At 44.7% G+C, this 26493-nt stretch carries 21 protein-coding genes; 10 read left to right on the forward strand and 11 right to left on the reverse strand.

The window, feature by feature from the left end:
* Nucleotides 1-13 precede the first annotated feature (13 nt).
* Nucleotides 14-1231 (reverse strand): Gfo/Idh/MocA family protein, encoded by a 1218-nt coding sequence (locus tag B0I21_RS19160; RefSeq protein WP_133642106.1) that lies wholly within the window; start codon nt 1229-1231, stop codon nt 14-16.
* A 147-nt stretch (nt 1232-1378) separates the two neighbouring features.
* Between B0I21_RS19160 and B0I21_RS19165 the strand changes: the two genes are divergently transcribed.
* The 3 genes from B0I21_RS19165 to B0I21_RS19175 all read left to right on the forward strand — a co-directional run bounded on the left by B0I21_RS19165 (nt 1379) and on the right by B0I21_RS19175 (nt 5370).
* Nucleotides 1379-1942, forward strand: coding sequence for a helix-turn-helix domain-containing protein (locus tag B0I21_RS19165; protein ID WP_133642107.1), 564 nt, complete (start codon nt 1379-1381; stop codon nt 1940-1942).
* A 116-nt stretch (nt 1943-2058) separates the two neighbouring features.
* A complete protein-coding gene (locus tag B0I21_RS19170; protein ID WP_133642108.1) occupies nt 2059-2718 on the forward strand; it encodes a class I SAM-dependent methyltransferase in 660 nt (219 codons plus the stop codon).
* 6 nt (nt 2719-2724) lie between these two features.
* The gene (locus B0I21_RS19175) at nt 2725-5370 is read left to right on the forward strand and encodes a heavy metal translocating P-type ATPase (protein ID WP_133642109.1); all 2646 of its coding nucleotides are present in this window, start codon (nt 2725-2727) and stop codon (nt 5368-5370) included.
* A gap of 91 nt (nt 5371-5461) precedes the next feature.
* Here the strand turns inward: B0I21_RS19175 and B0I21_RS19180 are convergent, their stop codons facing one another.
* From B0I21_RS19180 to fbaA, 8 genes are all read right to left on the reverse strand, one after another.
* Nucleotides 5462-7756, reverse strand: a complete 2295-nt coding sequence (locus B0I21_RS19180) for a GH92 family glycosyl hydrolase (RefSeq protein ID WP_133642110.1) — start codon at nt 7754-7756, stop codon at nt 5462-5464.
* A 77-nt stretch (nt 7757-7833) separates the two neighbouring features.
* Nucleotides 7834-8799 carry an NAD(P)H-quinone oxidoreductase gene (locus tag B0I21_RS19185; protein ID WP_133642111.1) on the reverse strand — a complete coding sequence of 322 codons (966 nt, stop codon included), beginning with the start codon at nt 8797-8799 and terminating at the stop codon, nt 7834-7836.
* A 2-nt stretch (nt 8800-8801) separates the two neighbouring features.
* A complete protein-coding gene (locus B0I21_RS19190; protein ID WP_243836280.1) occupies nt 8802-11555 on the reverse strand; it encodes an outer membrane beta-barrel protein in 2754 nt (917 codons plus the stop codon).
* 155 nt (nt 11556-11710) lie between these two features.
* Nucleotides 11711-12238: a ferritin gene (locus B0I21_RS19195; protein ID WP_133642112.1), complete on the reverse strand. Its 528-nt coding sequence runs from the start codon at nt 12236-12238 to the stop codon at nt 11711-11713.
* A gap of 174 nt (nt 12239-12412) precedes the next feature.
* Nucleotides 12413-12775: a hypothetical protein gene (locus B0I21_RS19200; RefSeq protein WP_133642113.1), complete on the reverse strand. Its 363-nt coding sequence runs from the start codon at nt 12773-12775 to the stop codon at nt 12413-12415.
* Between the two features lie 106 nt (nt 12776-12881).
* Nucleotides 12882-13226, reverse strand: coding sequence for a ribosome hibernation-promoting factor, HPF/YfiA family (hpf, locus tag B0I21_RS19205; protein WP_133642114.1), 345 nt, complete (start codon nt 13224-13226; stop codon nt 12882-12884).
* A gap of 14 nt (nt 13227-13240) precedes the next feature.
* The gene (locus B0I21_RS19210; protein WP_133642115.1) at nt 13241-14122 is read right to left on the reverse strand and encodes a tyrosine-type recombinase/integrase; all 882 of its coding nucleotides are present in this window, start codon (nt 14120-14122) and stop codon (nt 13241-13243) included.
* 159 nt (nt 14123-14281) lie between these two features.
* A complete protein-coding gene (gene fbaA / locus B0I21_RS19215; RefSeq protein ID WP_133642116.1) occupies nt 14282-15361 on the reverse strand; it encodes a class II fructose-bisphosphate aldolase in 1080 nt (359 codons plus the stop codon).
* A 412-nt stretch (nt 15362-15773) separates the two neighbouring features.
* Here fbaA and B0I21_RS19220 point away from each other — a divergent pair, with 412 nt between their 5' ends.
* The 6 genes from B0I21_RS19220 to B0I21_RS19245 all read left to right on the forward strand — a co-directional run bounded on the left by B0I21_RS19220 (nt 15774) and on the right by B0I21_RS19245 (nt 21589).
* Nucleotides 15774-16124 carry a Spx/MgsR family RNA polymerase-binding regulatory protein gene (locus tag B0I21_RS19220; protein ID WP_133642117.1) on the forward strand — a complete coding sequence of 117 codons (351 nt, stop codon included), beginning with the start codon at nt 15774-15776 and terminating at the stop codon, nt 16122-16124.
* Between the two features lie 3 nt (nt 16125-16127).
* Nucleotides 16128-18077 (forward strand): M1 family metallopeptidase, encoded by a 1950-nt coding sequence (locus B0I21_RS19225; RefSeq protein ID WP_133642118.1) that lies wholly within the window; start codon nt 16128-16130, stop codon nt 18075-18077.
* A gap of 6 nt (nt 18078-18083) precedes the next feature.
* Nucleotides 18084-18779, forward strand: a complete 696-nt coding sequence (locus tag B0I21_RS19230) for a hypothetical protein (protein ID WP_133642119.1) — start codon at nt 18084-18086, stop codon at nt 18777-18779.
* Nucleotides 18780-18816: 37 nt separating this feature from the next.
* Entirely contained in the window at nt 18817-20289 is a 1473-nt protein-coding gene (locus B0I21_RS19235) for an amino acid permease (protein ID WP_133642120.1), read from the forward strand.
* A 220-nt stretch (nt 20290-20509) separates the two neighbouring features.
* Nucleotides 20510-20890, forward strand: a complete 381-nt coding sequence (locus tag B0I21_RS19240; RefSeq protein ID WP_133642121.1) for a hypothetical protein — start codon at nt 20510-20512, stop codon at nt 20888-20890.
* 288 nt (nt 20891-21178) lie between these two features.
* On the forward strand, nt 21179-21589 hold the full coding sequence (locus B0I21_RS19245) for a hypothetical protein (RefSeq protein ID WP_133642122.1): 411 nt from the start codon (nt 21179-21181) through the stop codon (nt 21587-21589).
* Nucleotides 21590-21721: 132 nt separating this feature from the next.
* Here B0I21_RS19245 and B0I21_RS19250 read toward each other — a convergent pair whose 3' ends face one another.
* Both B0I21_RS19250 and B0I21_RS19255 read right to left on the reverse strand, forming a co-directional pair.
* Nucleotides 21722-23044 (reverse strand): gluconate:H+ symporter, encoded by a 1323-nt coding sequence (locus B0I21_RS19250; RefSeq protein WP_133642123.1) that lies wholly within the window; start codon nt 23042-23044, stop codon nt 21722-21724.
* A 16-nt stretch (nt 23045-23060) separates the two neighbouring features.
* Nucleotides 23061-24572 carry a gluconokinase gene (locus tag B0I21_RS19255; RefSeq protein ID WP_133642124.1) on the reverse strand — a complete coding sequence of 504 codons (1512 nt, stop codon included), beginning with the start codon at nt 24570-24572 and terminating at the stop codon, nt 23061-23063.
* A gap of 399 nt (nt 24573-24971) precedes the next feature.
* Here B0I21_RS19255 and gndA point away from each other — a divergent pair, with 399 nt between their 5' ends.
* Entirely contained in the window at nt 24972-26372 is a 1401-nt protein-coding gene (gene gndA, locus B0I21_RS19260) for an NADP-dependent phosphogluconate dehydrogenase (RefSeq protein WP_133642125.1), read from the forward strand.
* Nucleotides 26373-26493: the final 121 nt, after the last annotated feature.

Here is a 26493-nt window from a genome sequence, read left to right on the forward strand (position 1 = left end):
AAGAGGGTAAATATTAGATTATTGGAAGATGATAGCCGTTTTGATAGTGTGCCGTTAAATACGTATTTGCGTCTTGCTGTGCAAAATGCTTCTGCGCCTCGCTCCATATTAACTTCTCTCCGGTCCGGTAAGCAATATTGCCCATATGGGATAGCTTGGCAATGTGCGCAGCATCTTCCAAAGGCGCCAATATCAGGGATGGATTTCGTTGCCTTACTGCTGTGATAAAATTTACCATATGTAAATCCAAACCATCGTCCACCCGTTTTTGAAGCGGCACCCCCTCCATCTTTCCTTTTTCCGGAATGACCTCCCATCCGCCCCGATCTAAAACCAATGTGCCATGATCACCGATAAAGGCTATACCGTGTTCCCGACTATAAGGGCCGTTGCTAATACTGGTAGCATGCTCCCAAATGATGTTAAAACCGTCAAATTCGTATACCGCCGTCAGTGTATCTGGCGTATCACCCGCATCATCAGGATAGGCAAACTTTCCACCTGTTGCCATGATCGATTTTGGACTATGTACCTGCATGCCTAATAACGCGTAGTCTAAAAGATGTACGCCCCAATCTGTCATCAAACCACCTGCATAATCCCAGTACCAGCGAAAATCGTAATGAAATCGATTTGGATTAAACGCGTGTCGCTGTGCAGGTCCCTGCCAAAGCAAATAATCAACCCCGGGCGGAACATCGGCATCGGGCTTAACCTCCACCCGCTTTTTCCAGCCTAGGTAAGCCCAAGCTTTCACGGTCCTGATTTTACCGAGTTGCCCGCTGTGCACAAAAGACACCGCATCTTGAAAATGCTTCTGGCTACGTTGCCACTGCCCTACCTGAACGATACGCTTGTATTTCTTATTGGCGTTAACCACCGCTTCGCACTCTACAATTGAGTTTGCCAGTGGCTTCTCGACATAAACATCTTTTCCCGCAGCCATGGCATCCACTGCCTGCAGACAGTGCCAGTGATCGGGGGTAGCAATCATAACCACATCTACGTTTTTGGCGCGCAGCAATTTCGTGTAGTCTTTATATAACGTCGGCTTGATACCCTTTGAGCCTAGCTCCGCAGCTCTGCTTTGCAACACGTTTTCATCAATATCACAAATCGCTGTGCAGCGCACGCCCTTGATTTTCAGCATCGCTTGCAGATTATTCCAGCCCATTCCTTTAATTCCGATGGCGCCGACTCGTATCTCAGAAGAGAAATTATCAAAATCCATTATTACTGTATGGTTTACGAATTAGTATAGACCAAGATAACTAATATTTTTTTTATGGAAAACATATGTCGGCGGTAGACATCGACATTGTTACATTCCGTTTTCGGCTATTTTTTCCGTAAATTTATCCTATATCAATCACGGTACATGAAATTTTTCATTAAAAATATGGTTTGCGCACGCTGTAAAATGGTTGTTGAGGGCGAGTTTCAACGGGCGGGTCTGCAGGTGCTTCGTGTAGATTTGGGTTCTGTCGAGATTGCGGATCAAAGCTTGGATGCAAAACGCCAGGAAGGGCTCGAACAACAGCTGGAAATAATGGGATTTAGCCTACTGACCGATAGCAAGTTAAAGGATATCGAACGCATAAAAACATTAATCATAGAGCTGGTGCATGCGGGTGATAACGCCATAGACCAGAATCTATCGGCCTATCTCTCCACGCGCCTGCACAAAGATTACGCGACGCTCAGCAGCCTGTTCAGCCAGCACGAATCCTACACCATCGAGAAGTATTTCATCAAGCAGAAAATCGAGCGCGTCAAGGAGCTGCTTAGCTACAATGAGCTCACCTTAAATGAGATCGCATTCAAATTAAACTATAGCAGCGTAGCGCATCTTAGCAGCCAGTTCAAAAAAATAACAGGACAGACACCCTCCGCCTTCAAAAAATCAACAAAACAATACCGCCAAGAACTTGACCAGCTCTGACGCATATTAAGACCGGCAGAAGCTGCACCTCGAATCATATAAAACATAACGAGAATTATATAACACCTCATTCATTTGATTTGCCGAAATTTGTTTAGCGAAAACGATAGATAAACATGGCAACAACAGATGAGCTAAGGCAGCTAGCAGCACAGCTGGCCCATCCGAACGGCGAAGCAGGTTCTCGCTTAGCCAAGATGATGGAGGAAACAAACTATACCATGACCCTGCAGGCGCTGGATGCTTTGTCGGTAAAGGCAGGAGATTATGTACTGGAGATTGGGCATGGCAGCGCAAGCCACGTAAAATCATTTCTTGATCAACACCCGGATGTACAGTATGCTGGACTCGAAATCTCGGGCAGCATGCACCAACTCGCTACGCAAGTAAACCAAGCCAGTATAACTGCTGGCCGAGCAGATTTTAGGCTTTATGACGGACAGGAATTTCCCTATTCGCCAGCTTCGTTTTCAGGCATTCTTTCGGTAAACACCATTTACTTTATACCAGATCCAACAACATTTATCGCACAAATAAGCGAACTTTTACAGCCAAACGGTAAGTTAACCTTGACGTTTGCTAAAAAAAGCTTTATGAAAACCCTGCCCTTTACCGCGTATGGCTTTAGGCTCTACGACGAAGAAGAGGTATTGCGCTTTGCAGATCCTCACCTGCTTGCTTTCGAGTCGACTATACAGGGTCGCGAGATCGTGCTGAGTAAAAACGGTGATCAGGTGGAGCGTGAATTCTTAACAATCGTTTGGAATAAAATATAGAAACCCATGAAAAAACAATATAAAATTTTAGGGATGACCTGTAGTGGTTGTCAGAAGATGGTTCAGCAGCAGCTTAATGCACTGCGCGGCGTACATGCCGTGGTACATCTAGAAAAGGGTTTGGTGGATATCGAAAGCGATAAGGACTATACCCTAGACGATTTTCAACAACAACTCGACCCTTTGTCGCATTACCATATCGCTTCATTAGATTCTGATCAACAAATCAAGGAGGCTCCCATCGGAGATTCGCCGAGCCATACCTATGTTTGCCCGATGTTTTGCGAAGGACATGAAAAAACCTATGCGGAAAAAGGGCGATGCCCGGTATGCAACATGTTTTTGGTGCCCGTAGAATCTATAGATAAGCATGCCCATCATGCGGGGGCACGGCACACCGCACAGCAGCATGATACATCTCAAGCCGGGAAGTTTTACTGCCCGATGCATTGTGAGGGCGAGAAAGTGTACGATGACGTCGGATCTTGTCCTGTCTGTGGAATGAACTTAGAGAAAATTCCAGACATGACGATGCAGGTGGAATATCGGTGCCCCATGCATTCCGACGTTGTGCAAGATCATCCGGGCAGTTGCCCCATCTGCGGTATGGATCTCGTAGCCAATCATATGGCAGAAGCGAAGGATCCAGTGTACACGGCTATGCAGCGCAAATTTTGGATCAGTATCGCCTTTACCATACCGGTTTTTATTCTGGCTATGGGTGATATGCTACCTGGCGCTCCCATAAGCAAGCTGATTCCGGCGAACATACATGGTTGGATACAATTCGTACTCACGCTCCCCATCGTTGGTTATACCTGCTGGATGTTTTTCGAACGTGCATGGCTGTCCTTTAAAACCTGGCGGTTAAATATGTTCAGCTTAATCGGCCTAGGAGCTGGCGCTGCTTTTGTGTATAGCTTCATAGCCCTATTGTTCCCGGCTGTGGTGACGCACGACCACAGCCACACGCAGCATCTGCCGCTATATTTCGAATCGGTATGTGTGATCCTTACACTCGTGCTTCTTGGACAGCTCATGGAGGCCAAGGCCCATGCGAAAACCAGTTCCGCCATTAAAGAGCTGATTCGTTTGGCGCCTGCAGAAGCTATTTTAATCGAAGGAAACGATCAGCGAAAAATTCCTGTAGCGGAGATACAGGTTGGTAACCTACTGCAAGTTCGCCCCGGCGATAAAATACCTATCGATGGCGAAGTAATCACAGGCAGCAGCAGCGTTGACGAGTCCATGATAACCGGCGAACCCATGCATGTGGAGAAAACAGTTGGCGATAAGGTGATCGGAGGCACAATGAATGGAAACCACAGCTTTCAGATGAGGGCGAGCCACGTAGGCAATACCACCGTTTTATCACAAATTATTCAACTGGTAAATGAAGCAAGCCGCAGCCAAGCCCCTATTCAAAAGCTTACGGACAAAGTATCCCGTATCTTTGTTCCCATTGTCATCCTAATCGCTATAGGAACTTTTTTAACCTGGTCTATGGTGGGCGACGAGCCAGATTTCGCCTTTGCGTTTAACAATATGCTTGCTGTTTTAATTGTTGCCTGTCCGTGTGCACTAGGCTTAGCCACACCGATGTCGGTAATGGTAGCAGTCGGCAAGGGTGCTAAAAACGGTATCCTTCTCAAAAATGCGGAAACATTTGAACGTCTTCAACGCGTGGACACCTTGGTATTGGATAAAACAGGCACCATCACCGAGGGCAAGCCTAAGGTTTCTGCTGTAGAATCTTTCAACCCACAACACTTTAAACCCGATGATATTTTGCAGATCGCTGCCTCCGTAAATAAAGTGAGCGCACATCCATTAGCGCAGGCTATGGTGAATAGCGCTCGTGAAAAAGCCTTAACCTTACTGGATGTGACCAGTTTTGAGAGCCTGATCGGTAAAGGGGTGTCTGGGAAGATATTTCACATGAACGTGTTGCTTGGCACACGCAAGCTGATGGATGAAAATCAAGTAGACATCGCTGACCTTGCACAAAAAGGACTCGCTGCATTCCAAGAGCAGGCCAACAGTTTATCGCTACTGGCGATTGATGGTAAGCTTGCTGGAGTTATCGCGATCGAAGATGCGATCAAGTCAAGTAGCGTGGACGCCGTTGCGCAGATAAAAGAGCGGGGTATCAACATACATATGTTTACGGGTGATAATGAGCGTACCGGCAACCGTATTGCTAAGCAAGCCGGCATAGCTGCCGTGACCGCAAACATGCTGCCCGCAGATAAATTAAATGCGATTAAAGCGCTACAAGACCAGGGGCACGTCGTCGTCATGGCCGGCGACGGTATCAACGATGCCCCTGCACTGATGCAGGCCGATATTGGAATTGCCATGGGAACAGGTAGCGATATAGCCATTCATAGCGCTGAAGTAACGTTAATCAAGGGGGATTTAAAAGGGATCACGAAGGCCATTATGCTTAGTCGAAAAATGATAAGCAACGTCAAGCAAAACTTAACTTTCGCTTTTTTATACAACGTGATTGGAATTCCAATTGCAGCAGGCTTGCTGTACGTGCCTTTCGACCTGCTTATGTCGCCCATGCTGGCGGCGGCCGCCATGAGCTTAAGCTCGGTATCGGTCATTTTAAATTCTTTACGACTAAATGCCGCTAGGTTAGTGTAGGAATAAAAAGGCGGCATTGCCTATAGACACCTGTATCCGTAAAGTTAAAACTCCCTCAGATCAGCGTGTACGTTGCAATGCCGCCCTCGTCTTATTTGTCGTCCTTGCTCAGGGAGAAAGGCAAATCCGCCTTATTCACTCCCCTGTTTTTATTTGGTTCTGAACGCATATCAAAGTTGAGCGTAGCACCTTTGAGTAGCTCACTGTGTTTCACGAAATTTTTCGTGTGGCTCTTTCCGTTCCATTTCAAGGCATGGACATACTTGTTGGTCGCCGAATTGTTTGGCGCATTGATCGCTATCTTTTTACCGTTAGACAAGTTTAGTGTTGCCTTTTTAAACAACGGCGCGCCCAACACATATTCATCCGTTGCTGGCGTTACTGGATAAAAGCCCAACGCCGAGAAAACATACCAAGCAGAGGTTTGTCCATTGTCCTCATCACCGCAGTATCCATCGGGGTTTGGAGAATACATTCTTTTCATGGTTTCTCTAACCCAATACTGTGCTTTCCAAGGCGCGCCAACGTGGTTATACAAATAAATCATGTGTTGAATAGGTTGATTACCATGCGCATACTGTCCCATGTTGGCAACCTGCATCTCGCGTATCTCGTGAATCGGAAATCCGTAATAGGAATCATCAAAAACAGGTGGCAAGCTGAATACTGAGTCTAATTTAATTTCCATCGCTTGGTGTCCACCCATGAGCTTGGCTAGACCTTCCACATCCTGAAAAACAGACCATGTATAGTGCCAGCTATTGCCTTCTGTAAAAGCATCTCCCCATTTGAAAGGATTAAATGGGGACTGAAATTGCCCATCCTTGTTCTTGCCGCGCATAAGACCCGTCGCCGGATCAAAAAGTTTTTCATAATTATATGAACGCTGCTTGTAAAGCGCCATATCCTCTGCAGATTTATTCAAAGATTTTGCAAGCTGGTAGATCGCGAAATCATCATAAGCGTATTCTAATGTGCGTGCGGCATTTTCATGGATATTAACATCGTAGGGAACATAGCCTAATGTCGTGTAGTATGAGGCACCTGCACGTCCAACGGCAGGCAATGGACCTGCATTATTGGCGCCGTGAATGACGGCTTCGTACAAGGTTTCGATGTCTTTGGACCGGATGCCCTTCACCCATGCATCAGCAACCACTGATGCGGAATTATTTCCCACCATAACGCTGCGTAAGCCAGGGCTTGCCCATTCCGGCAACCATCCGCTTTCGCGATAAGCATTCGCCAACCCGTCTTGCATCTTCTCACTAATTTCCGGGTACATCAAGTTCAGAAATGGAAATAGGCTGCGGAACGTATCCCAGAAGCCAGTATCTGTAAACATGTAGCCTGGCAATACTTTGCCATTGTATGGCGAGTAGTGTACGACTTGTCCGTTTGCATCAATTTCATAAAACATGCGTGGGAACAGCAACGATCTATAGAGGCATGAATAGAATGTGCGCATATCATCGATAGAACCGCCTTCTATCTCGATTTTCTTGAGTTCATTATTCCAGTGATCTTCACCTTTTAGGACACGCTGATCAAACGTGGTACCGTCTAACTCCTTCAAATTCAGAGCAGCCTGTTCTTTGGATATAAAGGAAGAAGCAACTTTTAACAACACTTGATCGCCGGCATTTGCCATCTGAAATCCGACCAAAGCACCAACATGGTCCGCTTTAACCAGGTATCGTCCGTCGGTGAGAACAGAGTCTGCAAAAGTGGCTACATTGGCAAAAGGACGGTCAAACTCGAGTACGAAGTAGTTCTTAAAGTTCTCTGGCACGCCACCGCTATTTTTTGTAGAATAGCCTATGATACGTTGTTCTTGAGGCAAGACCTCTACATAAGAGCCTTTATCAAAAGCATCCAAGAGCACATAGGCATCATTTGTTTTTGGAAACGTAAACCTGAAATATGCCGCGCGCTCGGTTGGCGTAATTTCTGTTTTCACATCGTAATCAGCCAAATAAACCGAGTAGTAATGCGGTTTTGCGACCTCCGCTTTGTGCGAAAAGTAACTGGCACGTTCTTCCTGGTCGAAAGACTTCTTGCCGACCATCGGCATGATGGAAAACTGTCCGTAGTCATTCATCCAAGGCGATGGTTGGTGCGTCTGTTTGAAACCGCGAAGCTTTTCTGCGGTATACATATACATCCATCCGTCTCCCATTTTTCCAGTTTGGGGACTCCAAAAATTCATTCCCCAAGGCATCGCTATCGCTGGATAGGTATTGCCCGTGGATAAGAAATACGTCGATTGGGTTCCTACTAACGTACTTACTAAATCGATTGGCTTTTCAATCTTGTCGATCACCTGTGCCTGTCCCAGCAAAATGCTGCCAGTAAAGACAAGTGTCGCTAAAAATTTAAACTTCATAGAGCTATAGGCTTATTTTATTTTTCTAAAAATACAAAATACTTTTAGAAAACGGGTAGCTAAAAGTATTTAGCAATCTATATAGTCAAGACTAGTTTTCCAAAAAAGTTTCCATCTTCCATACAGGCGTGTGCTTTTGCCGCATCGGCCAATTCAAATTCTTTATACACCTGCGGTTTAAATAGATCTCCTATCAAAGGCCAAACAAATGCACCTATCTCGCGCGTTAATTGCGCTTTAAAGGTTACATCGCGTGCCCGCAAGGTACTTCCCGTAATAACAATGCGCTTTTGCATAACACGCATTAAATCAACAGCGACCTGTTTACCCTGTACCGCATTAATATAGACCAATCGCCCATCAGGCGCCAGAATATCTATATTTTTTTCGAAATAATCGCCCCCAATACTGTCTAAAATCACGTTTACCTTTTGATCTTTCAAAACGGCCACGAAATCATCTTTTTTATAGTCGATGACGATATCTGCGCCGAGTCTTTTACAATACGCACATTTATCCGCACTACCCGCTGTTGTTGAAACGACTGCGCCGCTTGCTTTTGCTAACTGAATAGCCGTACTTCCAATTCCCCCCGAACCGCCATGTACTAAAAGATGTTCGCCCTGCTTAAGACCACCCCGTCTGAAAACATTATCATACACGGTGTAGATCGTTTCTGGAAGTGCCGCCGCCTCTGCAAAACTGAGGCCGGTTGGTATGGGCAGGCATACGTCAGCGTCTGCCGCAACAAGTTCGGCATACCCTCCCCCAGGCACCAATGCACAAACCTCATCCCCGATTTCCCAGCGTTTCACAGCGCTGCCTAAAGCAACGATGACACCCGACACCTCCAACCCCGGGATATCAGCAGGCGCACCGGGCGGAGCGGGGTAATATCCTTTGCGCTGCAATACATCGGGTCGATTTATACCAGCGGCTTTCACCTGAATCAATACTTGATATTCACCTATGGATGGGTCTGGACGCGACTGGATCTGCAATACGTCCGGCCCGCCCGCTGCTGTGATAATGATGGCATTCATGCTTATTTCTTCTTTGGATATTTTTGAAGACGCATATTAAAGGTAACCATAAAATAGCGTCCAAGTCTATTGTTTCGGGCCTCATACAGATCGTTACCAATGTATTCACTGTATGTTCCCATATTCTTATTTTGATCCAAAAGATCAAAACCCTGAAACCGTAAAAGCCCTAGTTTATTGCGCAGGAAAGAAACTTCCAAGTACGCATTTAATATCGTAGGGTTATTATTCATAAAACTACTCTCGTAGCCTGAATTAAATCGCTGAGAAACCTCAGCACCTAATGTTACATAATCACTGATGTAGCCTTTGGTAGCACCACTCATGAGTAGGCTATGCGCCGTGATTTCATTGTTATATGGCCAAGTGTACCGAGCGTTGTTCAATAGGTAACTTGTATTGAAAAGCGATTCAAAATAGTCGCTCCATGTATACCGCATTTGTACAGATTGAGAATAGATAAATTGTTTGGTCGTATTGCGTTCTTCGTTAATAAAGGATATGTTGTTATAAAAATCCGTATTGCCAACAAGATCCAATTGCAAGCTTTCATTAAAAAGCGGAGTATTAAACAAAAAATACCATTTTAAATCGTAGTAACCATCCGAATTGGTAAAAGTCGTTTGCTGAATGGTCGATGTGCCTAACGCCGTTTTATCCGATACAATTTTGTTTAACACCTTATTAAACGCAAAATTGGTCTCAAAGTACTGACTCCGCTTGGTAATGAACTTTCGTAGTGTGGTATTGATTCGATTTGAGAATTCCGCCTTTAATTCCGGATTGCCCACTACGATATTTTGTGAATTACTATTATCTCTGATCGGAATGATGTGCAGGAAATTCGGCTGATTGTTTTTTCCGACATAGTCTACGCTCCAATCCAGCTCGTCATTGATACGCCATTTAAAGCCGGCAGTAGGCACGAGGTTGACATTATCATATTTGTAATACATGTCTTCGCGCGGAAGATAGCCATTGAGCGTTAGCGGCTGCACGGCAAAGCCAATGTTGGATCGGAAAGCCTTGTTGGGAATATACTGGTAGTTCAGTCCGACACGGCTGCTTTGAAATCTATAATCATAACTCACGCCGAGAGAGTCCACATAGAAAAACTGATCGAACTCAGCTGTTTTGAGCTTATCTTCTACGCGCCTGACCGCCGTCATATCCGTGAGTTCGTAATCGTAGAACAGCTCCACAAAGCTGGATGAGGTGAAGGGCTCTACGAACGATACCGACGCTTTTACCCCGTCCGTTCCGCTCGTTTGCCGTATATAGTAATGCTGGTCAAATTTGGTAAGCCGCGGTGGAGCCTGCGAAGAATCCACGGTGGCATAGGCATCAATAACATCTTCCAATCGCCTTTGGCTATTGAAATTTAAGGTCATATTCGCAACCAGTTTCCTTCCTGGCTTTTTGAACGACCTCGCATACAGCATATTGACATCTAGGTTGGGATTCTTTTGATTGGATGTGTCCCGATAAATACCGTCATTGGTAACAAGGTTATTGGTAATAAGACGCTCTCTGTAATTTCCGAAGTATACACTATTGTAGGAAAACACCGGTTTTATCTCTAAAATATCGTTGTTCTTGAAACGATGCTTGAATTCTGCCGTTACGCGGTGAAAATAGTCATCACTCATGGTTCGGTAAGATTCCTGGTTGGAAATTTTATTCATTTCGTAGTCCGAGCGCAAAAATGAATTTCCGGTTGTCACGTTACGCTTGTTCGCAAAGCTGTAGCTCGTACTCAAAACCGTGTTCTTGGCCAAATTGTCCGAAAAGTTAAAACCCAATGATTTGATATTGTTCAGGCCGTCCGTAGGGTCAACAAAATCGTTTGCATCAAACAGAGACTTTTCCCGCTCGCCTACTCCGCTCGGCGAACCAAAGGAAAACAAACTCGTATTCGTATTATTAATTGAGCCGATGACAGAAAACTCTTGCCCATCGTCAAACCTATTCACGCCTACGCTTCCTATATACCGGTCACGGGTACCCACCCCGGCGGTTACCTGTCCAAACGTAATCTGTTTACTATCTTCGTGCAGGACGATGTTGATTACTTTCTCGGGTTCCTCCGTTCGTATCCCACGCTCGGTAGCATAATCTCCAAAATAGTTGATGACTTGTATCTTCTTCACAAAATTTGCAGGTAAATTCTTCGTGGCCGTAGCAACATCGCCTCCAAAAAATTTTTTACCATCCACCATAACGGAGGAGACCTGCTTCCCTTGTGCATAAACGGTTCCATCTCGCGATACCTGAATGCCGGGGAGCTGCCGCAATGCCTCTTCCAATAATGAATGTGGGCGGAATTTAAATGCATCCATATTGTACTGTATGGTGTCCTCTCCGTAGACCACCGGAATAACTTTAACAACAGATACGCCCTCAATCAACGAATTTTGCGGTGTCAGGATGACATTGGGAATTACGACAAACGAACTGGATTCGCTGCTGGGTAAAGTCTTGGTGACGATTTGGTGGCCAAGCATACTGTATGATATCCTGATTTGGTCACCCCCCACATTTTTGAATTGATAAAGACCATTTTTGTCGCTGCTGGTGAGCAACGTGTCTGACGAGCTTGTCAGTCTAATATTGACACCCCGCAGGCCTACCGAGGCCGTATCCAACACGATACCACGAATTTGCTTGCTAGTCGTTTGCGCGTGCACGTGGAGTAATCCCGATGTACAGGACAACAGCATTATGATCAAAAACGTGATACACCTATTACTATTCACAAAAACTGCTCGTTTGCTCGATTGAGATCAATATACAAAAAAAATGAAATTCAATAAAAGTTTCTACTATAACGTTCCATATTCATTTTCCGTATAAATAAAATCGGGTTATTTCCGTAGAAATAACCCGATTTTTATAGCGCGCTTCGTCCAGCTTATTCGCCGTCGAATGTCACTTTCACTAAGTGTCTGTCAATTTCCCAACGACCCGTTCCTTCTTCGCCAATAACGTCGAAAAGTTCCAAGATACGACGAGCAACATATTCCTCTTCCACTTGCTCTTCCAAAAACCACTGTACAAAGTTAAAAGTCACATAGTCCTTCGTCTTCATGCAACGGTCTGCGATGTTATTGAACTGCTCTGTGACAAACATTTCTTGCTCAAGCGTCTGTTCGAACACCCCACGAAACGACTCGAAGTCAGTCGGTATATTGGTGATTTCTGGCGAAATAGCACGACCACCACGGTGGTTAATGTAATTGAATAGCTTCAACATATGTTCGCGCTCTTCATTCGCTTGTTTAGCAAAAAACGACGCAGAATGATCAAAGCCCTGATCATCACACCAAGAAGACATGGCTAAGTAAAGTGCGGAAGAATGTGCTTCAACCTTTACTTGCGCATTCAATATATTTTCGATCTCTTCGGATAACGAAGATTTTATTTTTAATAAGTCTTTCATATTATTCGCTATTTTATATTCCTTACTACTATGAACAATGATTTCCCTACATTGTTTGTACAAAGATAAATCAGAAACTTTCGTTTCTCAACAAAAAAATGCAATACAAATTAAGTCTAAATTAGAAAGGAGAAGACGTAAGTAGTTTGGAATCAGTACAATTAAAGCGAAGACCTAGGAAGCAAGAACGCTGCCTTTTCGCAGCATCTTTTTGACTTCACTATTCAATTCGATCATGAACTTCGCTCCGGCCAAAATCTCACGTAGCGCTAGGATATCTTGCACAGCTAAAAGAAAACATCGCTCTGTACGAAAAGGCATAACAATTTCGAAGTCTGAACGGCGGGAAGCATCATCGATCATGGATGCTACGTTGATGGCATCGATGCGCTTCTTAAAAGAGAAAAAGTCTGAAATCCGAAATGCAGTAGTGGTATGTTGGAATTCCAACCAATAGCAGTTTTTTCTGCTGCATTGATAAACAGCACCCTGTGCTGTGGCGAAAACCTCTTCTACGTTTGCTAAAGGACAATTCATCGACTACGTTTACTTGATGCAACAAAGATAGTCCTTATTAATATTCAATCCAAATAAAAAAGCTGATTTCTCAATCAGCTTTTCCATTTATTCTCCGTAAAATATGCTAAAACTCTTCACTTGCATCATTCAGCAGCTCCTTATGATTGCTGACGGTTGTACGGGTTTTGGTCTTGTGTTTATTGATCTGCCTTCTTATTGATTCGACTACGGCATCCGTCGCCTCTTCGAAACTTTTGGCCTGTGCTTTCGCGAACAATTGATTTCCCGGTATATTTATCTTCAACTCGACGACTTTATTCGATTCGTCATCAACATTTTCTATGCGTAAGTAACATACTCCTTCAATGATATTGTCCAGAAATTGTTCTAACTTGGATGTTTTCTTCTTGATAAATTCGACCAATTTTTGATCTGCATCAAACTTAATAGATTGCACAGTAATATTCATTTTTCCTCCTTTTTTTAAGCCTTTGGATGGGCTTGTTTATAAATAGATTTTAATCTTTCTACAGAATTGTGCGTGTAAACCTGCGTCGCCGCGAGACCAGCATGCCCTAACAGTTCTTTAATGGCATTTAGATCCGCTCCGTTATTTAAAAGTGCCGTAGCAAAAGTATGTCGAAGCACGTGCGGACTTTTTTTCTTTTGCAAAGTGATCTGGCCTAGGTAGTGTTGCACCGTCCGGTAAATTAGGTATCGACTCGCCGACTTTCCTTCTTTGTTAACGATCAATGAAGTGGAATTGTTTTTAAAATTCTGCTCATATTTCAGCTTGAGGTATTTTCTGATGAGCTCGTCCAAGGCCTTATGAATGGGAACGAAACGCTCTTTACTTCGTTTTCCAAAAATCAAAATCTTTCTGTTGTAGGTATCGATATCTCGCTCTTGGATAGCCAGTAGCTCAGCAAGACGAATACCGGTACCAAACAAAAGTTCAAGAACCAAGTAGTCTCTCGTTGCTTCGAAAGTAGCTGCGTCTGTAACACCATCACGCAACAGGTTCACCATTTTTTGCTCTTCAACAACTACGGGCAGTTTTCGAGCGGTCTTCAACGCGTGAATAAGGGTAAGCGGGTTCCGATCTGCAAGCCCCTCCCTATTTAGAAATTTATAAAAAGAACGTAGTGATGAAATGGATCGGTTTATGCTTGTGGCCTCTTTACCTTTCTCCTTCATTTGCGAAAGGTAGTGTCGAATAACACGATGGTCGGCGTTCTCGAAGTCTATTTTTTCGGTATCCAAAAAAAACAAGAAATTATCAATTTCCATCGCATAAGCCGTAACCGTATGGCTGGAATAACGCTTCTCAAATTTTAAAAAATTTAAAAATTTCTCCTTGTTCATGGTTGATCTCCTTCCATGCTAAATATAGCAAAACCGTGGACATAATCAAATTTTATTTTACCAAACAAGCGTGAGGTTTACTAGGAATGCTGGCGCATGTCGACATAAAAAAGCCCAGTGAAATTCACCGGGCTTATTGTATCATAAAGTCTGGACAGACTACAATTTGCTGTTTACATCAACCGCGTTAAGTTCGCTAAACGCTTGCTTTAGACGCGTAACGAAAGCTTCTTCGCCCTTGCGCAACCAAACGCGTGGATCGTAGAACTTCTTATTTGGGGAGTCGCTTCCTTCCGGATTACCGATCTGACCTTGCAAATAATCATGATTCTTAGCTTCATAAGCGCGGATACCATCCCAGAACGCCCATTGCATATCCGTATCAATGTTCATTTTGATAGCACCGTAAGAAAGTGCTTCCGTTATTTCTTCTGCTGATGAGCCAGAACCACCATGAAATACGAAGTTCACTGGCTTTTCGGCAGTCAGCTGGAATTTCTCGCGAATGAATTCCTGCGAATTGTTTAGGATTACGGGTTGTAATTTAACGTTACCTGGCTTGTATACACCATGAACATTACCAAAAGCAGCCGCCACGGTAAATTTATCCGATACTTTGGAAAGCTCTTCGTAAGCATAGGCTACCTCTTCTGGTTGGGTATACAGTTTAGAACTGTCAACATCGGAATTATCAACACCATCTTCCTCGCCGCCGGTAACACCCAGTTCAATTTCAATCGTCATACCCAGTGGCTTCATACGCTCCAGATACTTGCTTGAAATTTCAATGTTTTCTTCCAAAGGCTCTTCCGACAAATCTAACATATGCGAAGAAAATAAAGGCTTGCCATGTTGCGCAAAAAATTTCTCGCCAGCATCCAATAAACCATCTATCCAAGGTAATAATTTCTTAGCGGCATGATCCGTATGCAGAATAACAGCTACGCCGTAATGCTCCGCAAGTAAGTGTACGTGCTGCGCCGCAGAAACTGCACCGAGAATGCAGGCCTGAAGTCCGTCATTGTTCAACGTTTTACCTGCATAAAATTGCGCGCCACCATTGGAAAGTTGTATAATCACAGGCGAGTTAACCGCTTTCGCTGTTTCCAAAACAGCATTGATAGAGTTAGTACCTATAACGTTTACTGCGGGCAATGCAAACTTATGTGTTTTAGCAATCTCGAAAAGCTCTTGAACTTGATCTCCTGTCAAAACACCTTTAAAATCTTTTAGGCTCATATGTTTTGTCTATTTTTAATTATGTGCGACTAAAGGTAAGTAATTTTGCAATACAGCACAAGGCTTAGTGTAAAAAATACACAACGAAACCACCCTCAAGGTATATTCTGAGCAACGCAAAAGCTATTCGACAAAATGACTGGCGGATGGATGTCTTCCAGAAAGAATGGTAAAAGGAAAGGGCGAAGGTGTTCTTTGCCCGGATTGTATCCGAATTTTTACCTTTTTTGCCTAAGTTTTCGCCTCCGTACGGGATTTGTGGCCTGAACAGCTCTGTTATAAAGCCTTATTTCAACCATTAACATTTCATTAACGTCTGACAGGCTAAAAAGTATAGTTAAAACCGCCGCAAACCGATTGCATGTTTAAATATATTAATATCTTTATCCGATTAAACTAACGAGAAAGTAAAATGGCGTTACATATTTATGGTATCAAGAACTGTAATACGGTAAAAAAGGCTTTAGATTGGTTAGACGAGCATAAACAGACATACGTCTTCCATGACTATAAAAAGGAACCGGTGACTTTAGCGAAGTTAACGCAGTGGGAAAAGGTAGTATCCTGGGAATCGTTGCTTAACAAGAAAGGAACCACCTGGAGAAAATTGAGTACCGAAGAACAAGCGAAGGCGATAGATGCCGCTGGAACAAACGCCTTACTTTTACAAAACAACAGTATGATTAAACGGCCGCTAATCGAATCTGGATCTGATATTATCTTGGGTTTTGATGAAGCGGAGTATGAAAAGAAATTTAACTAGTATATGACCGGCAAAATTATTCTTACATCACTATCATGCGCACTTCTAGCGCTCGGACAGGTGCATGCCCAGAGCAAGAGTGTATACAATTACACCGATGCTTTTCATCCAATCTTTTACAGCAGCAATGGCAATGCGTATCGATCTGCCAGCGGTAAACCGGGACAGGCCTATTGGCAAAACAGTGCTAGTTACGCTATAAAAGTCAAGCTCGACGATAAAAGCAAAACGGTGTCTGGACGGGTCACTCTTCACTACACCAATAACAGCCCGGACGAATTGGGCTACATTTGGCTGCAATTAGACCAAAATCTTTTTAATGAGAACTCGCGCGGGCAAGCTACCATTCCGCTAGAGGATAGTCGATATGGATCAGCGAACTCGAATTTTCAGGGCGGCTTTACCTTAAGTAATGCCAAGTTTGGCAGTGGCGAAGAAGCGAAATATGAAATTGTGGACACCCGTATGCGTGTGGAGCTTCCAAAGCCCTTGGCCGCTGCGGGAGGCCGTATATCACTGTCGATGGATTTCGCCTATACCGTGCCCGAGTATGGGGCAGATAGAACTGGTATACTCCACACAAAAAATGGTGATGTATTCGCCATTGCACAATGGTATCCGCGTGTGTGCGTCTACGACGATATACTTGGTTGGAATACGGAACCCTATACAGGACCTGGCGAGTTTTACTTGGAATACGGCAACTACGATATTGAAATTACCGCACCAGCGAACCATATTGTGGTAGCCGGTGGCGAGTTATTAAACCCCGATGAGGTGTGGACTGGCGAGCAGCTTTCGCGGTACAAGAAAGCTTCCGAAAGTGATAAGACGATCGCCATTCGCTCCGCTACGGAAGTAACTGCAGCAAACTCTCGACCTAAAAAAGCGACGCTAACATGGAAGTATAAGCTGGAAAATGCGCACGATTTTGCATGGGCTTCGTCGGCAGCATTTATCGTCGATGGCGCTAAAATCAATAAGCCTAGTGGCAAAACAGCGTTGGCTCTTTCTGCATACCCCGTTGAAAGTAATGGAAATAACGCTTGGGAGCGTTCTACAGAGTATACCAAAGCGTCTATTGAATACTACAGCAAGAAATGGCTGGAATACCCCTATCCTGTTGCCGTGAACGTAGCGGCCAACGTGGGTGGTATGGAGTATCCCGCGCTATCTTTTTGTGGTTATGAAGCGAAAGCTGGAAACCTATGGGGTGTTACCGATCACGAGTTTGGGCACAATTGGTTTCCGATGATTGTCGGTAGCAATGAACGTCTACATGCATGGATGGATGAAGGCTTTAACAGCTTCATCAATGAACTTTCTACCCAAGAATTTAATAAGGGCGAATATCAGCGAACATTGGGAAATCGGAATAGTATGGCGCGCGCCTTTGCCCTTCCCAACCTGGAGCCGATTATGTCATCGCCACAAAACATGAAGGAGCGCAACTTGGGAACCTTGGCCTACTACAAGCCGGCTTATGGCCTTCGCCTATTGCGCGACGAGGTGATCGGTGCCGAGCGCTTTGACCGCGCTTTCCGCAACTACGTTGCCGCCTGGGCCTATAAACACCCTACTCCTGACGATTTTTTCCGCACCATGGAAAACGAAACAGGAGAAAACCTGGGTTGGTTTTGGCGAGGGTGGTTTAAAAACAACTGGACGCTCGACCAAGCTATTCGTTCGGTGGACTATGATAAGTTAGACCCAAAGAATGGCGCGATTATCACGATTGAAAATTTGCAACGCTTGCCCATGCCCGTTGTTATCGAAGCCACAACGGAATCCGGAAAGAAGATTAGAAAGAAACTGCCGGTAGAAACATGGCAACGCAATACGTCGTGGAGATTTAAACTGCCATCAACCGAAAAGTTAACGCGTGTGGTGATTGATCCGGATAACGTCTATCCCGATATCAATCCAGAAAATAATGTTTGGCCCAAAAATTAGCAAGTGATGAATAAGACGAATAAAGATTTTTTTTTAGTGCTATGCTTAAGCGTGTTTTTTGTCGTGGTGGGTCAGTTTGCCCAAGCACAACAAATTAAAGGCATCGTCCACGAATTGGAGAGCAGTGAAAAGCTGCCCCATGTGCTGGTGAAAAACCTGCGTACCAATCAAACTATTGAAACCGACAGCGAAGGTGGCTTTGTCATTGACGGTGCGATAAATGATTTGTTGTCGTTTACGCAGGCTGGTTATGAAGTCGACACGGCTTTCATTTACGAGCAGGGCATCCAACGTATTTACCTGGTTCATGACGACAAGAGTATCCTGATCGACGAAGTCGTGGTGAGCAGGCTTACGGATAGTCGTATCGCGAACGAAATAGAAAAGGCAAAGAAAGAGGGACAAGTAACGGAGGCCTCGCAAAATAGAGGCGGCATGCGCATATCGCCATCTCGTTTGTTTGGCCGTCAAAGTAAATTGGCGCGCAAGAACCTTAATTTGCTCATCACGGAGCAAAGCAACCGAAAGGTAGATCGCTTATTCACCAATCAAGCCATCCGCGCTATCGTGCCAGTTACCGATACAGAATTACCCCTATTCCGGGAGCAGTTTAGACCCTCATTGGAATTTATGCAAACCGCGTCCCCAGAGGATCTTAGAATTTATGTCCTTGATTCCTACCGCAAATTTAAATCGAAGTAAACAATCAGTCTAAAAACTACTAACCCAAAAAATAATTATGCTTTTTAAAAAATCTATCCCTCAAATTATCGGCGAAGCCAAAGAAAGTGGTGAGCACACGCTGAAACGAACGCTGTCCAGCGGCGGTTTGGTCGCCTTAGGTGTGGGTGCCATTATCGGCGCGGGACTCTTTTCATTGACGGGTATCGCTGCTGCGGAAAATGCAGGACCGGCCGTGATCCTTTCTTTCATCATTGCCGCCGTGGCCTGTTCTTTCGCAGGTTTGTGCTATGCTGAGTTTGCCTCCATGATACCCGTGGCAGGAAGTGCCTACACCTACTCCTATGCGACCATGGGCGAATTTGTTGCCTGGATTATCGGATGGGATCTTGTTTTGGAATATGCTTTAGCCAGTGCCACGGTAGCCGTCAGTTGGTCGCAATATTTCAATCAGCTGCTGATGACATTCGGTGTATCGATTCCTGACCAATTTCTAAAGGGACCTTGGGAAGGCGGTGTTGTGAATGTACCGGCAATCATCATCGTTTGCTTACTTTCTCTACTATTGATGCGCGGTACCAAAGAATCGTCGACGGTCAATAACATTTTGGTTATCCTGAAAGTGAGTGTTGTTTTGATCTTTATCGTCCTAGGATGGAGCTTTATCGACTCGGCAAACCATAGCCCTTTTATCCCTACCAATGAAGGCGAAGAGCTGGTGAAAAGCGGCGAGAAAAGTTTTTGGTCATTCTTGGGTAGTGAGGATTTTGGAAAGTTTGGCATCAGTGGCATTTTACGCGCTGCTGGTGTATTGTTTTTTGCCTTTGTTGGTTTTGATGCCGTAAGTACCGCGGCGCAAGAGGCGAAAGATCCAAAAAGAGGCATGCCTATTGGGATCATCGGTTCATTAGTCGTTTGTACAATATTGTATGTTCTTTTTTCGTATGTGATGACGGGTCTGGAAAACTATCAAATGTTTAAAGGCGATGCCAAACCCGTTGCTACAGCTTTCGCAAAAACAGGATATACGTTTTTAAATTCAGCGCTGATCGTGACCATCATCGCGGGTTATACTTCGGTGATCCTCGTGATGTTGTTAGGACAAAGTCGTGTATTCTATTCGATGAGTAAGGACGGTCTATTACCGAAGATATTTTCTGATCTTTCCAAAAACCAAACGCCTTGGAAGACGAATTTGATTTTCATGGTCTTTGTATCCATCTTCGCCGGATTTGTACCTGTGTCTGACCTTGGGCATATGGTAAGCATCGGCACCTTGTTCGCGTTTACGCTGGTTTGTATTGGGATCTTGGTATTGAGGAAGTCCAATCCGGAATTGGAGCGGCCTTTTAAAACGCCTCTTGTTCCATTTCTGCCTATTTTGGGCGTTATCGTCTGTGTGCTTTTAATGGCCTCACTACCCATTGAAAGCTGGGAACGTTTAGGCGTGTGGCTGTTGATTGGTTTGATTATCTACGTTTTGTATGGCATGAAACATAGTAAAATTAGACAGCAGCAGCGCAAAGGCTAACCGTCCATAACGGAAGCAACAATGCCGTTTTCGTCTGGCGCGAAAACGGCATTGTTTATTTATCGCTATTGGGAATACGGTACTAGGACAGAACAAGTGTCATAGCGAGTTTACTATACGCGAACTTCTACACGGAAGTATATGTCCTTTATGACTTCGTTATGTTCAACGTTGCCCTTTTAGCATCGATTATTTTACTATATTGATGAAAACTTTTTTTATGATAAAACTCGCTGTCCTTACACTATTGATCTCCATGGGGTACTCGGCTTCGGCACAAGTATCACCAAACCTGATAACCTCCAATCAGACTGCCAACGCTATGGTGGAGGAATACTGCACACTTAGCCTAAAATATGGATTACGCAGCACTAGGTTTAAAATTCTGGTGGAATTAGGCAATTCGGATGTAGACGATACGGAGACACCATCGTATTATATAACGAATAGTAAAGGTGAAGAAAGGCTTTTTACAACGATTGCCACCCCGCTTTCCATTATGGCCAAGGAAGGCTGGACATACGTCACGAAGCATGTTGGTAAAACAGGATCTGTATATACGCTCGTATTGAAACGTGCTGTACCCGCAGCTCGCGAATAAATCGCAGACCGTGAAGTCGATTGTGACGGCCTCTTTTTAATTAAAAAAATATACAATTTTATTTCTTCAATCCGTTTATGAAATAGGGGTAACCACAGCATATATCTGGCTACACAAAAGCTTCATGGACAGTAATATAAAAGAAACGCATCACTGCATTAAGCCATAGTGGAACCTAACATTTTAGTAGCATAATATTGAATAATATGCCTATCATCGACCTTTTTGGCATCTGATTTGCCATGAGCGTAGCTACAGAAAAACATAACTATTTACGTATTAAAAACTATGAAAACAAAATGGATCTCCGCCGTACTTTTGGCGTTTGTGGCATTCGCGTCTGCTGGCTGTTCAAAAAATGATGACGTTTCCAGCAACACAAGTATTGATGCCGCTGTAGGCACATTCAGAGGTAGTTTAGAAATTGTGGGTGGCCCCAACAACACGCTGTATGACAAAACCATTGTGGTGAGTAAAGTCTCCGATAGCAGAATTAAAGTGGTTGTTGGAGATGCTTCATTGAATCTACCGGATCGAGAATTCAATGTGACGAATAATATGGATATCTCCATCACGAGCGCAAGCATTTCGACAGGTGGCACCTTCCTGTATGATGTGAAAGAAAAGAGTGTAGTATATCAGGCCGAGCCTACTGCAGCAGGCGAAGTGTTATTCACTTTCAAGGGGGATAAGCAGTAACTATAGCTCTTGCTGGTCCTCATACGACAGTTAGGATCTCGAAGAATTAATACATCTCCGCCCGCAGGACACGATCGTCTCCTGCGGGCTCTTGTTTTTACGGTACAGCGGAAAAGTTACTTCGGTTCGCTATTAGTACCCCAACCAATGCAAAAGTAATACGCCGATTAATCCCGTTACAGATACAAGTGTTTCCATCACGGTCCATGAGCGAAATGTATCCTTCATGCTCAATCCAAAATAAGATTTAAACATCCAAAACCCAGGATCGTTGACATGAGAAAACATCAGGCTGCCCGCCCCCGTCGCCAGAACCATTAATTCTGGAGTAACAGCTCCAGCCTTTACGATAGGAAGCATAATGCCCGCCGCCGTAAGCCCAGCGACGCTGGCCGAGCCGATAACTAAGCGGATAACACCCGCTATTAACCAGGCAAGCACTAGGGGCGACAAGCTTAGCTCCGTAGTGAGTTCTGCGATATATATTGCGACTCCACTATCCACCAAAATCTGTTTGAAAACACCGGATGCTGCAATGATAAAAAGGATCAGCGTTATACCGCGTATTGCCTCTTCCACACTTTCCGACTGCTGCCTTAAGCTTTTGCCTTGACGAATACCCATGGTGTACATCGCGACTAGTGATGCAATCATCAACGCCACAACCGGATCACCCATAAATCGAAGCGCCGTCAGCCAGGAAGAGCCATCAGGAAAGATTAAATAGGAAAAAGAGCCTATGGCAATTAAGAGTATTGGGAATAACCCTGTGAAAAGGCTTAGTGCAAATCCCGGAAGTTGTCGTCTATGTGCGGGATTTTGTTCCGGGAACAGTTCGGGTGGTGGGTTGGTCGGAATACCTTTAAGCGTTCTGCCGAAGAGTGGCCCACCGATAATGATCGCTGGAATGGCTACAACTATACCATAGGCCATTGTTAAACCAATGTCTGCTTTATAAGTTAGTGTGATGGCCGTTGCGCCAGGATGCGGCGGCAGATAACCATGCGTCACGGATAGTGCGGCTAGTAATGGAATGGCGATATAAAGCAAGGGCAATTTGTTGGAAGCGCAGACCATAAAAACAAATGGTACCAACACAATAAAACCTACGTTGTAGAATAGTGGAATCCCGACCAAAAAGCCTGTCAAAACCATGGCCCATGGTAAGTTCTTTTTGCCAAATACGGTGGTTATTACTGTTGTAATCTGCTCTGCAGCACCGCCGTCCGCCATCAATTTCCCTAACACTGACCCAAACGCAAGCAAAAGCGCCAGCTGCCCCATGGTACTACTCGCACCGGTTTCTACAGATTGGAGGATATCGACTGCCGGCATATCCATAGCAAATCCAACAGCAACAGAAGTTATCAATAATGAAAATATCGTGTTCAACCGGACGACAGTAACCAGAAGGAGTAACAACATGACTCCCAATACAACGATAATTAAAGGCATAGCAACTTATATATGGTTAAAACTCACCTTCCAATTTTTGGTATAGGCGTTCAAATTTTTGGAAGTTTTGAATGTACACGGCGTGATTTTCGGTATTGGGTTTGTAAACGTGTTCCATATTTTCTTCCCTCTCCGCTATCGCGTCTTCCCTATTCGGCTCCACCAAGTTGATACCCAATGCTTCCAAGCCGATCAATGCCGCTCCCCAAGCCGAACTTTCCACTGTATTTTTGATCAATACCGGCTTATTAAAAATATCGGCGAGCATTTGCACCCATATGGGTGAACGTGCAAGGCCGCCGCTTGCAAAAATCGTATGAATAGGTCCGGTGTTTTCCTCCAGCGCAATTCCTACGCTGTAAATGGCGAACAGCATTCCTTCCATCATGGCCCGTGCAAAGTGCGCCCTATTATGGTGCAACTGTATTCCAAAATAAACACCCTTTGCATTCGCATTCCAATGAGGTGCACGTTCACCCGTTAGATAGGGTAAAAAGATCAAACCCTCCGATCCGGGAACGACCGAGGCGACTATATCGTTTACTAATGCCGAAGCATCTTCATCCACTTCGGCCTCGCCATACTCCTGCAAAAAGTTATCTCGAAACCAGTTACGTAAAACACCACCATTATTGACGGCGCCACCAATGATATATTCTTTTGGCCGTAGTAGATACGTAAATAGCCTTTGTCTATGCTCGTTATTTGGCCTTGAACTTGCTACGCGGATAGCACCACTCGTGCCAACCGTCACGGATGCCACGCCGGGTTTGATAGCACCCACACCCAGATTCGCTAGACAACCGTCGCTCCCTCCGATCACGAATGGGGTATCTTCCGGGATCCGCATCAGTGCAGCGATGTCGCGGCTAGGCGCGTTCAACACATAATCGACCGGTGTCGGCAGGGATAGCTGTTCTTCCGAAACATCCGCTAAGCTCAGCGCTAAATCGGACCATTTTAAACGATGGATGTCGAAAAGTCCGGTCGCCGATGCAACGGAATGGTCGACCACATAAACGCCAAAGAGTCGGTAAAAAACCAGTTCTTTGATACCGATAAATTTGTACGACTGCGAAAATGTTTCCTGATCATTAGATTTCATCCACATTATTTTGCAAAGCAAAGACATGGGATGTATGGGGGTACCCGTCTGTCGGTATAACGTTCTGCCTGCCTCACTCGCTTGCAGCTGAATCGCAATATCCTCGCTTCTCCGATCGGCCCATATCATGCAATTGGTAAGGGGTGTACCGGTTTTGTCGACTGCGATCAGGCCATGCATCGCACTGCTCACAGAAATACATAACGGTTTTGCTGTCTCCCCAAGCGATTGCTTTAGGTCGATCATCACGTTTGCCACGGACTCGATACATGCGTAATACATCGTTTCCGGATCTTGTTCGTAAAATCCTTCGAAAGGGTTTAAGATGGGATATGGGATACTGTGCTGCGACAACACATTACCGTTTAGCTCAAATGCTACAGCTTTCGCAGATGATGTTCCAATGTCTAATCCGATGATCATAATTTAAATGGATAACAGATAAATAGGTGTTTCCAATAGATGCTACACCATTACCTTATTGAGCAAAATAGCAATTTTTAGGATCACATACAAACCTTTAAGGCTCGCCCCTTTCTATCCCGGGCGGCATGGGGAGAAAATTGAAGGGTACCCGATAACCTTAACAAAACCTTTGGTTGCACCTTTTCAAAACGTACATCTGTATAATACGCCATATTTCGCCAGAATTTTCGGCCTTCGCTAGGCTGATTCGCACCATCTATCAAGTAAACCGAACAGGTTTTATCGCAACATCAAAAACAGATAAAGTAGATCGGTTGACATTTATCTTTCACGTTATGCACAAAAGTGTTAAATTGAGATATGCAAAAAGGGCATTTAATAACTAGTGAAGTGAACATGAATAACTACAACTTTGGAATTGTCGGACTCGGCGTGATGGGTCGTAATTTATTACTCAATATGGCCGACAACGGTTTTGCGGTTGCCGGATTGGACCTTGATCTGCAGCAGGCTAGGTTTTTGGAAGCTCAATTGAGTGAAGAACATCGCGTGAAAGTGACTACCCAAGCGAAAGAGTTTATAATGGCGTTGGAGAAACCAAGAGCAATCATGTTGTTGGTGCCAGCAGGCAAGCCGGTTGATCTGGCCATGGCCAGCCTTGTTCCATTTTTAGATGAAGGCGATATTATCATCGACGGCGGAAACTCGTACTTTGCAGATACAGAAAGGAGATTTAACGAGCTTTCGATGTTGGGATTACATTTCTTCGGAATGGGTATATCTGGTGGAGAAAGCGGAGCTCGCCGCGGCCCAAGCTTGATGCCTGGTGGCGACAGGCAAGCCTACGAAAGGCTAAGGCCGATATTTGAAGCGGTGGCTGCTAAGGTGAATGGCGAGCCTTGTGTAGAATTTTTAGGAAATGGATCGGCCGGCAATTATGTAAAAATGGTACATAACGGCATCGAATATGGTATCATGCAGCTGCTTGCTGAGACCTACGACTTGATGAAAAGATTATATGGCTTCGACAACGAAACGATACAGCAGACCTTCGAAGAATGGAACCGTGCTGAGCTAAACTCTTTCTTACTCGAGATTACTGCCCAGATTTTAAAGAAGAAGGAAGGCGACCAGTATTTAGTGGATCTGATTTCGGATTGGGCCAAATCCAAAGGAACGGGTAAATGGACCTCGCAAAATGCGATGGATCTTCAAGTTCCCGTTCCTGTGATCGATGCAGCGGTCAATATGCGCGATATGTCCACATACAAACCGGAGCGTTTGGAGGCGGCAAGGTTACTTCCTTGGAACGGCCCCGGTATTGACCAGTCTGCAGAGGCGATTATACCACGCCTAAAAGACGCCCTTTACTTTGCGGTTATCACGACTTATGCGCAAGGGTTGGCGCAGCTTACTGTAGCTTCGGAAACTTATGGCTACGAGCTGGACTTGCAGGTGGTAACCAAAGTTTGGCGGGGCGGCTGCATCATTCGGGCGGTGGTGTTGGAAGACTTTCGGAAAGCCTTTGTAAATCAGCCTGGCTTGCGTAATATCCTGCTGGATAGCACAATTGCGCAAAAGCTGTTGGACCGGCAGGCCAGCCTTCGCGAGGTGTTGAAAGATGCTATCGCAAACGGAATACCCGTGCCAGCGTACGTAAACACCATTTCTTATGTGGATGCCTACCGAAGCGAAAAATTACCGACAAATATCATACAGGCACAACGCGACTACTTTGGCGCACATACCTACGAACGTATTGATCAGGAAGGAATCTTTCACACGCTTTGGGATTAATGAGACGATGGATTGTTAGGGCGATTGAGACTGTAACGCGAACTGTGTCAATGGAATAATTTGATAAGATTATTTATATTTAATTATTCAAACGATACGGTCATGAAACAACAGACCCCAT

It is taken from the genome of Sphingobacterium paludis (genome assembly GCF_004364125.1).
Lineage (GTDB): Bacteria > Bacteroidota > Bacteroidia > Sphingobacteriales > Sphingobacteriaceae > Sphingobacterium > Sphingobacterium paludis.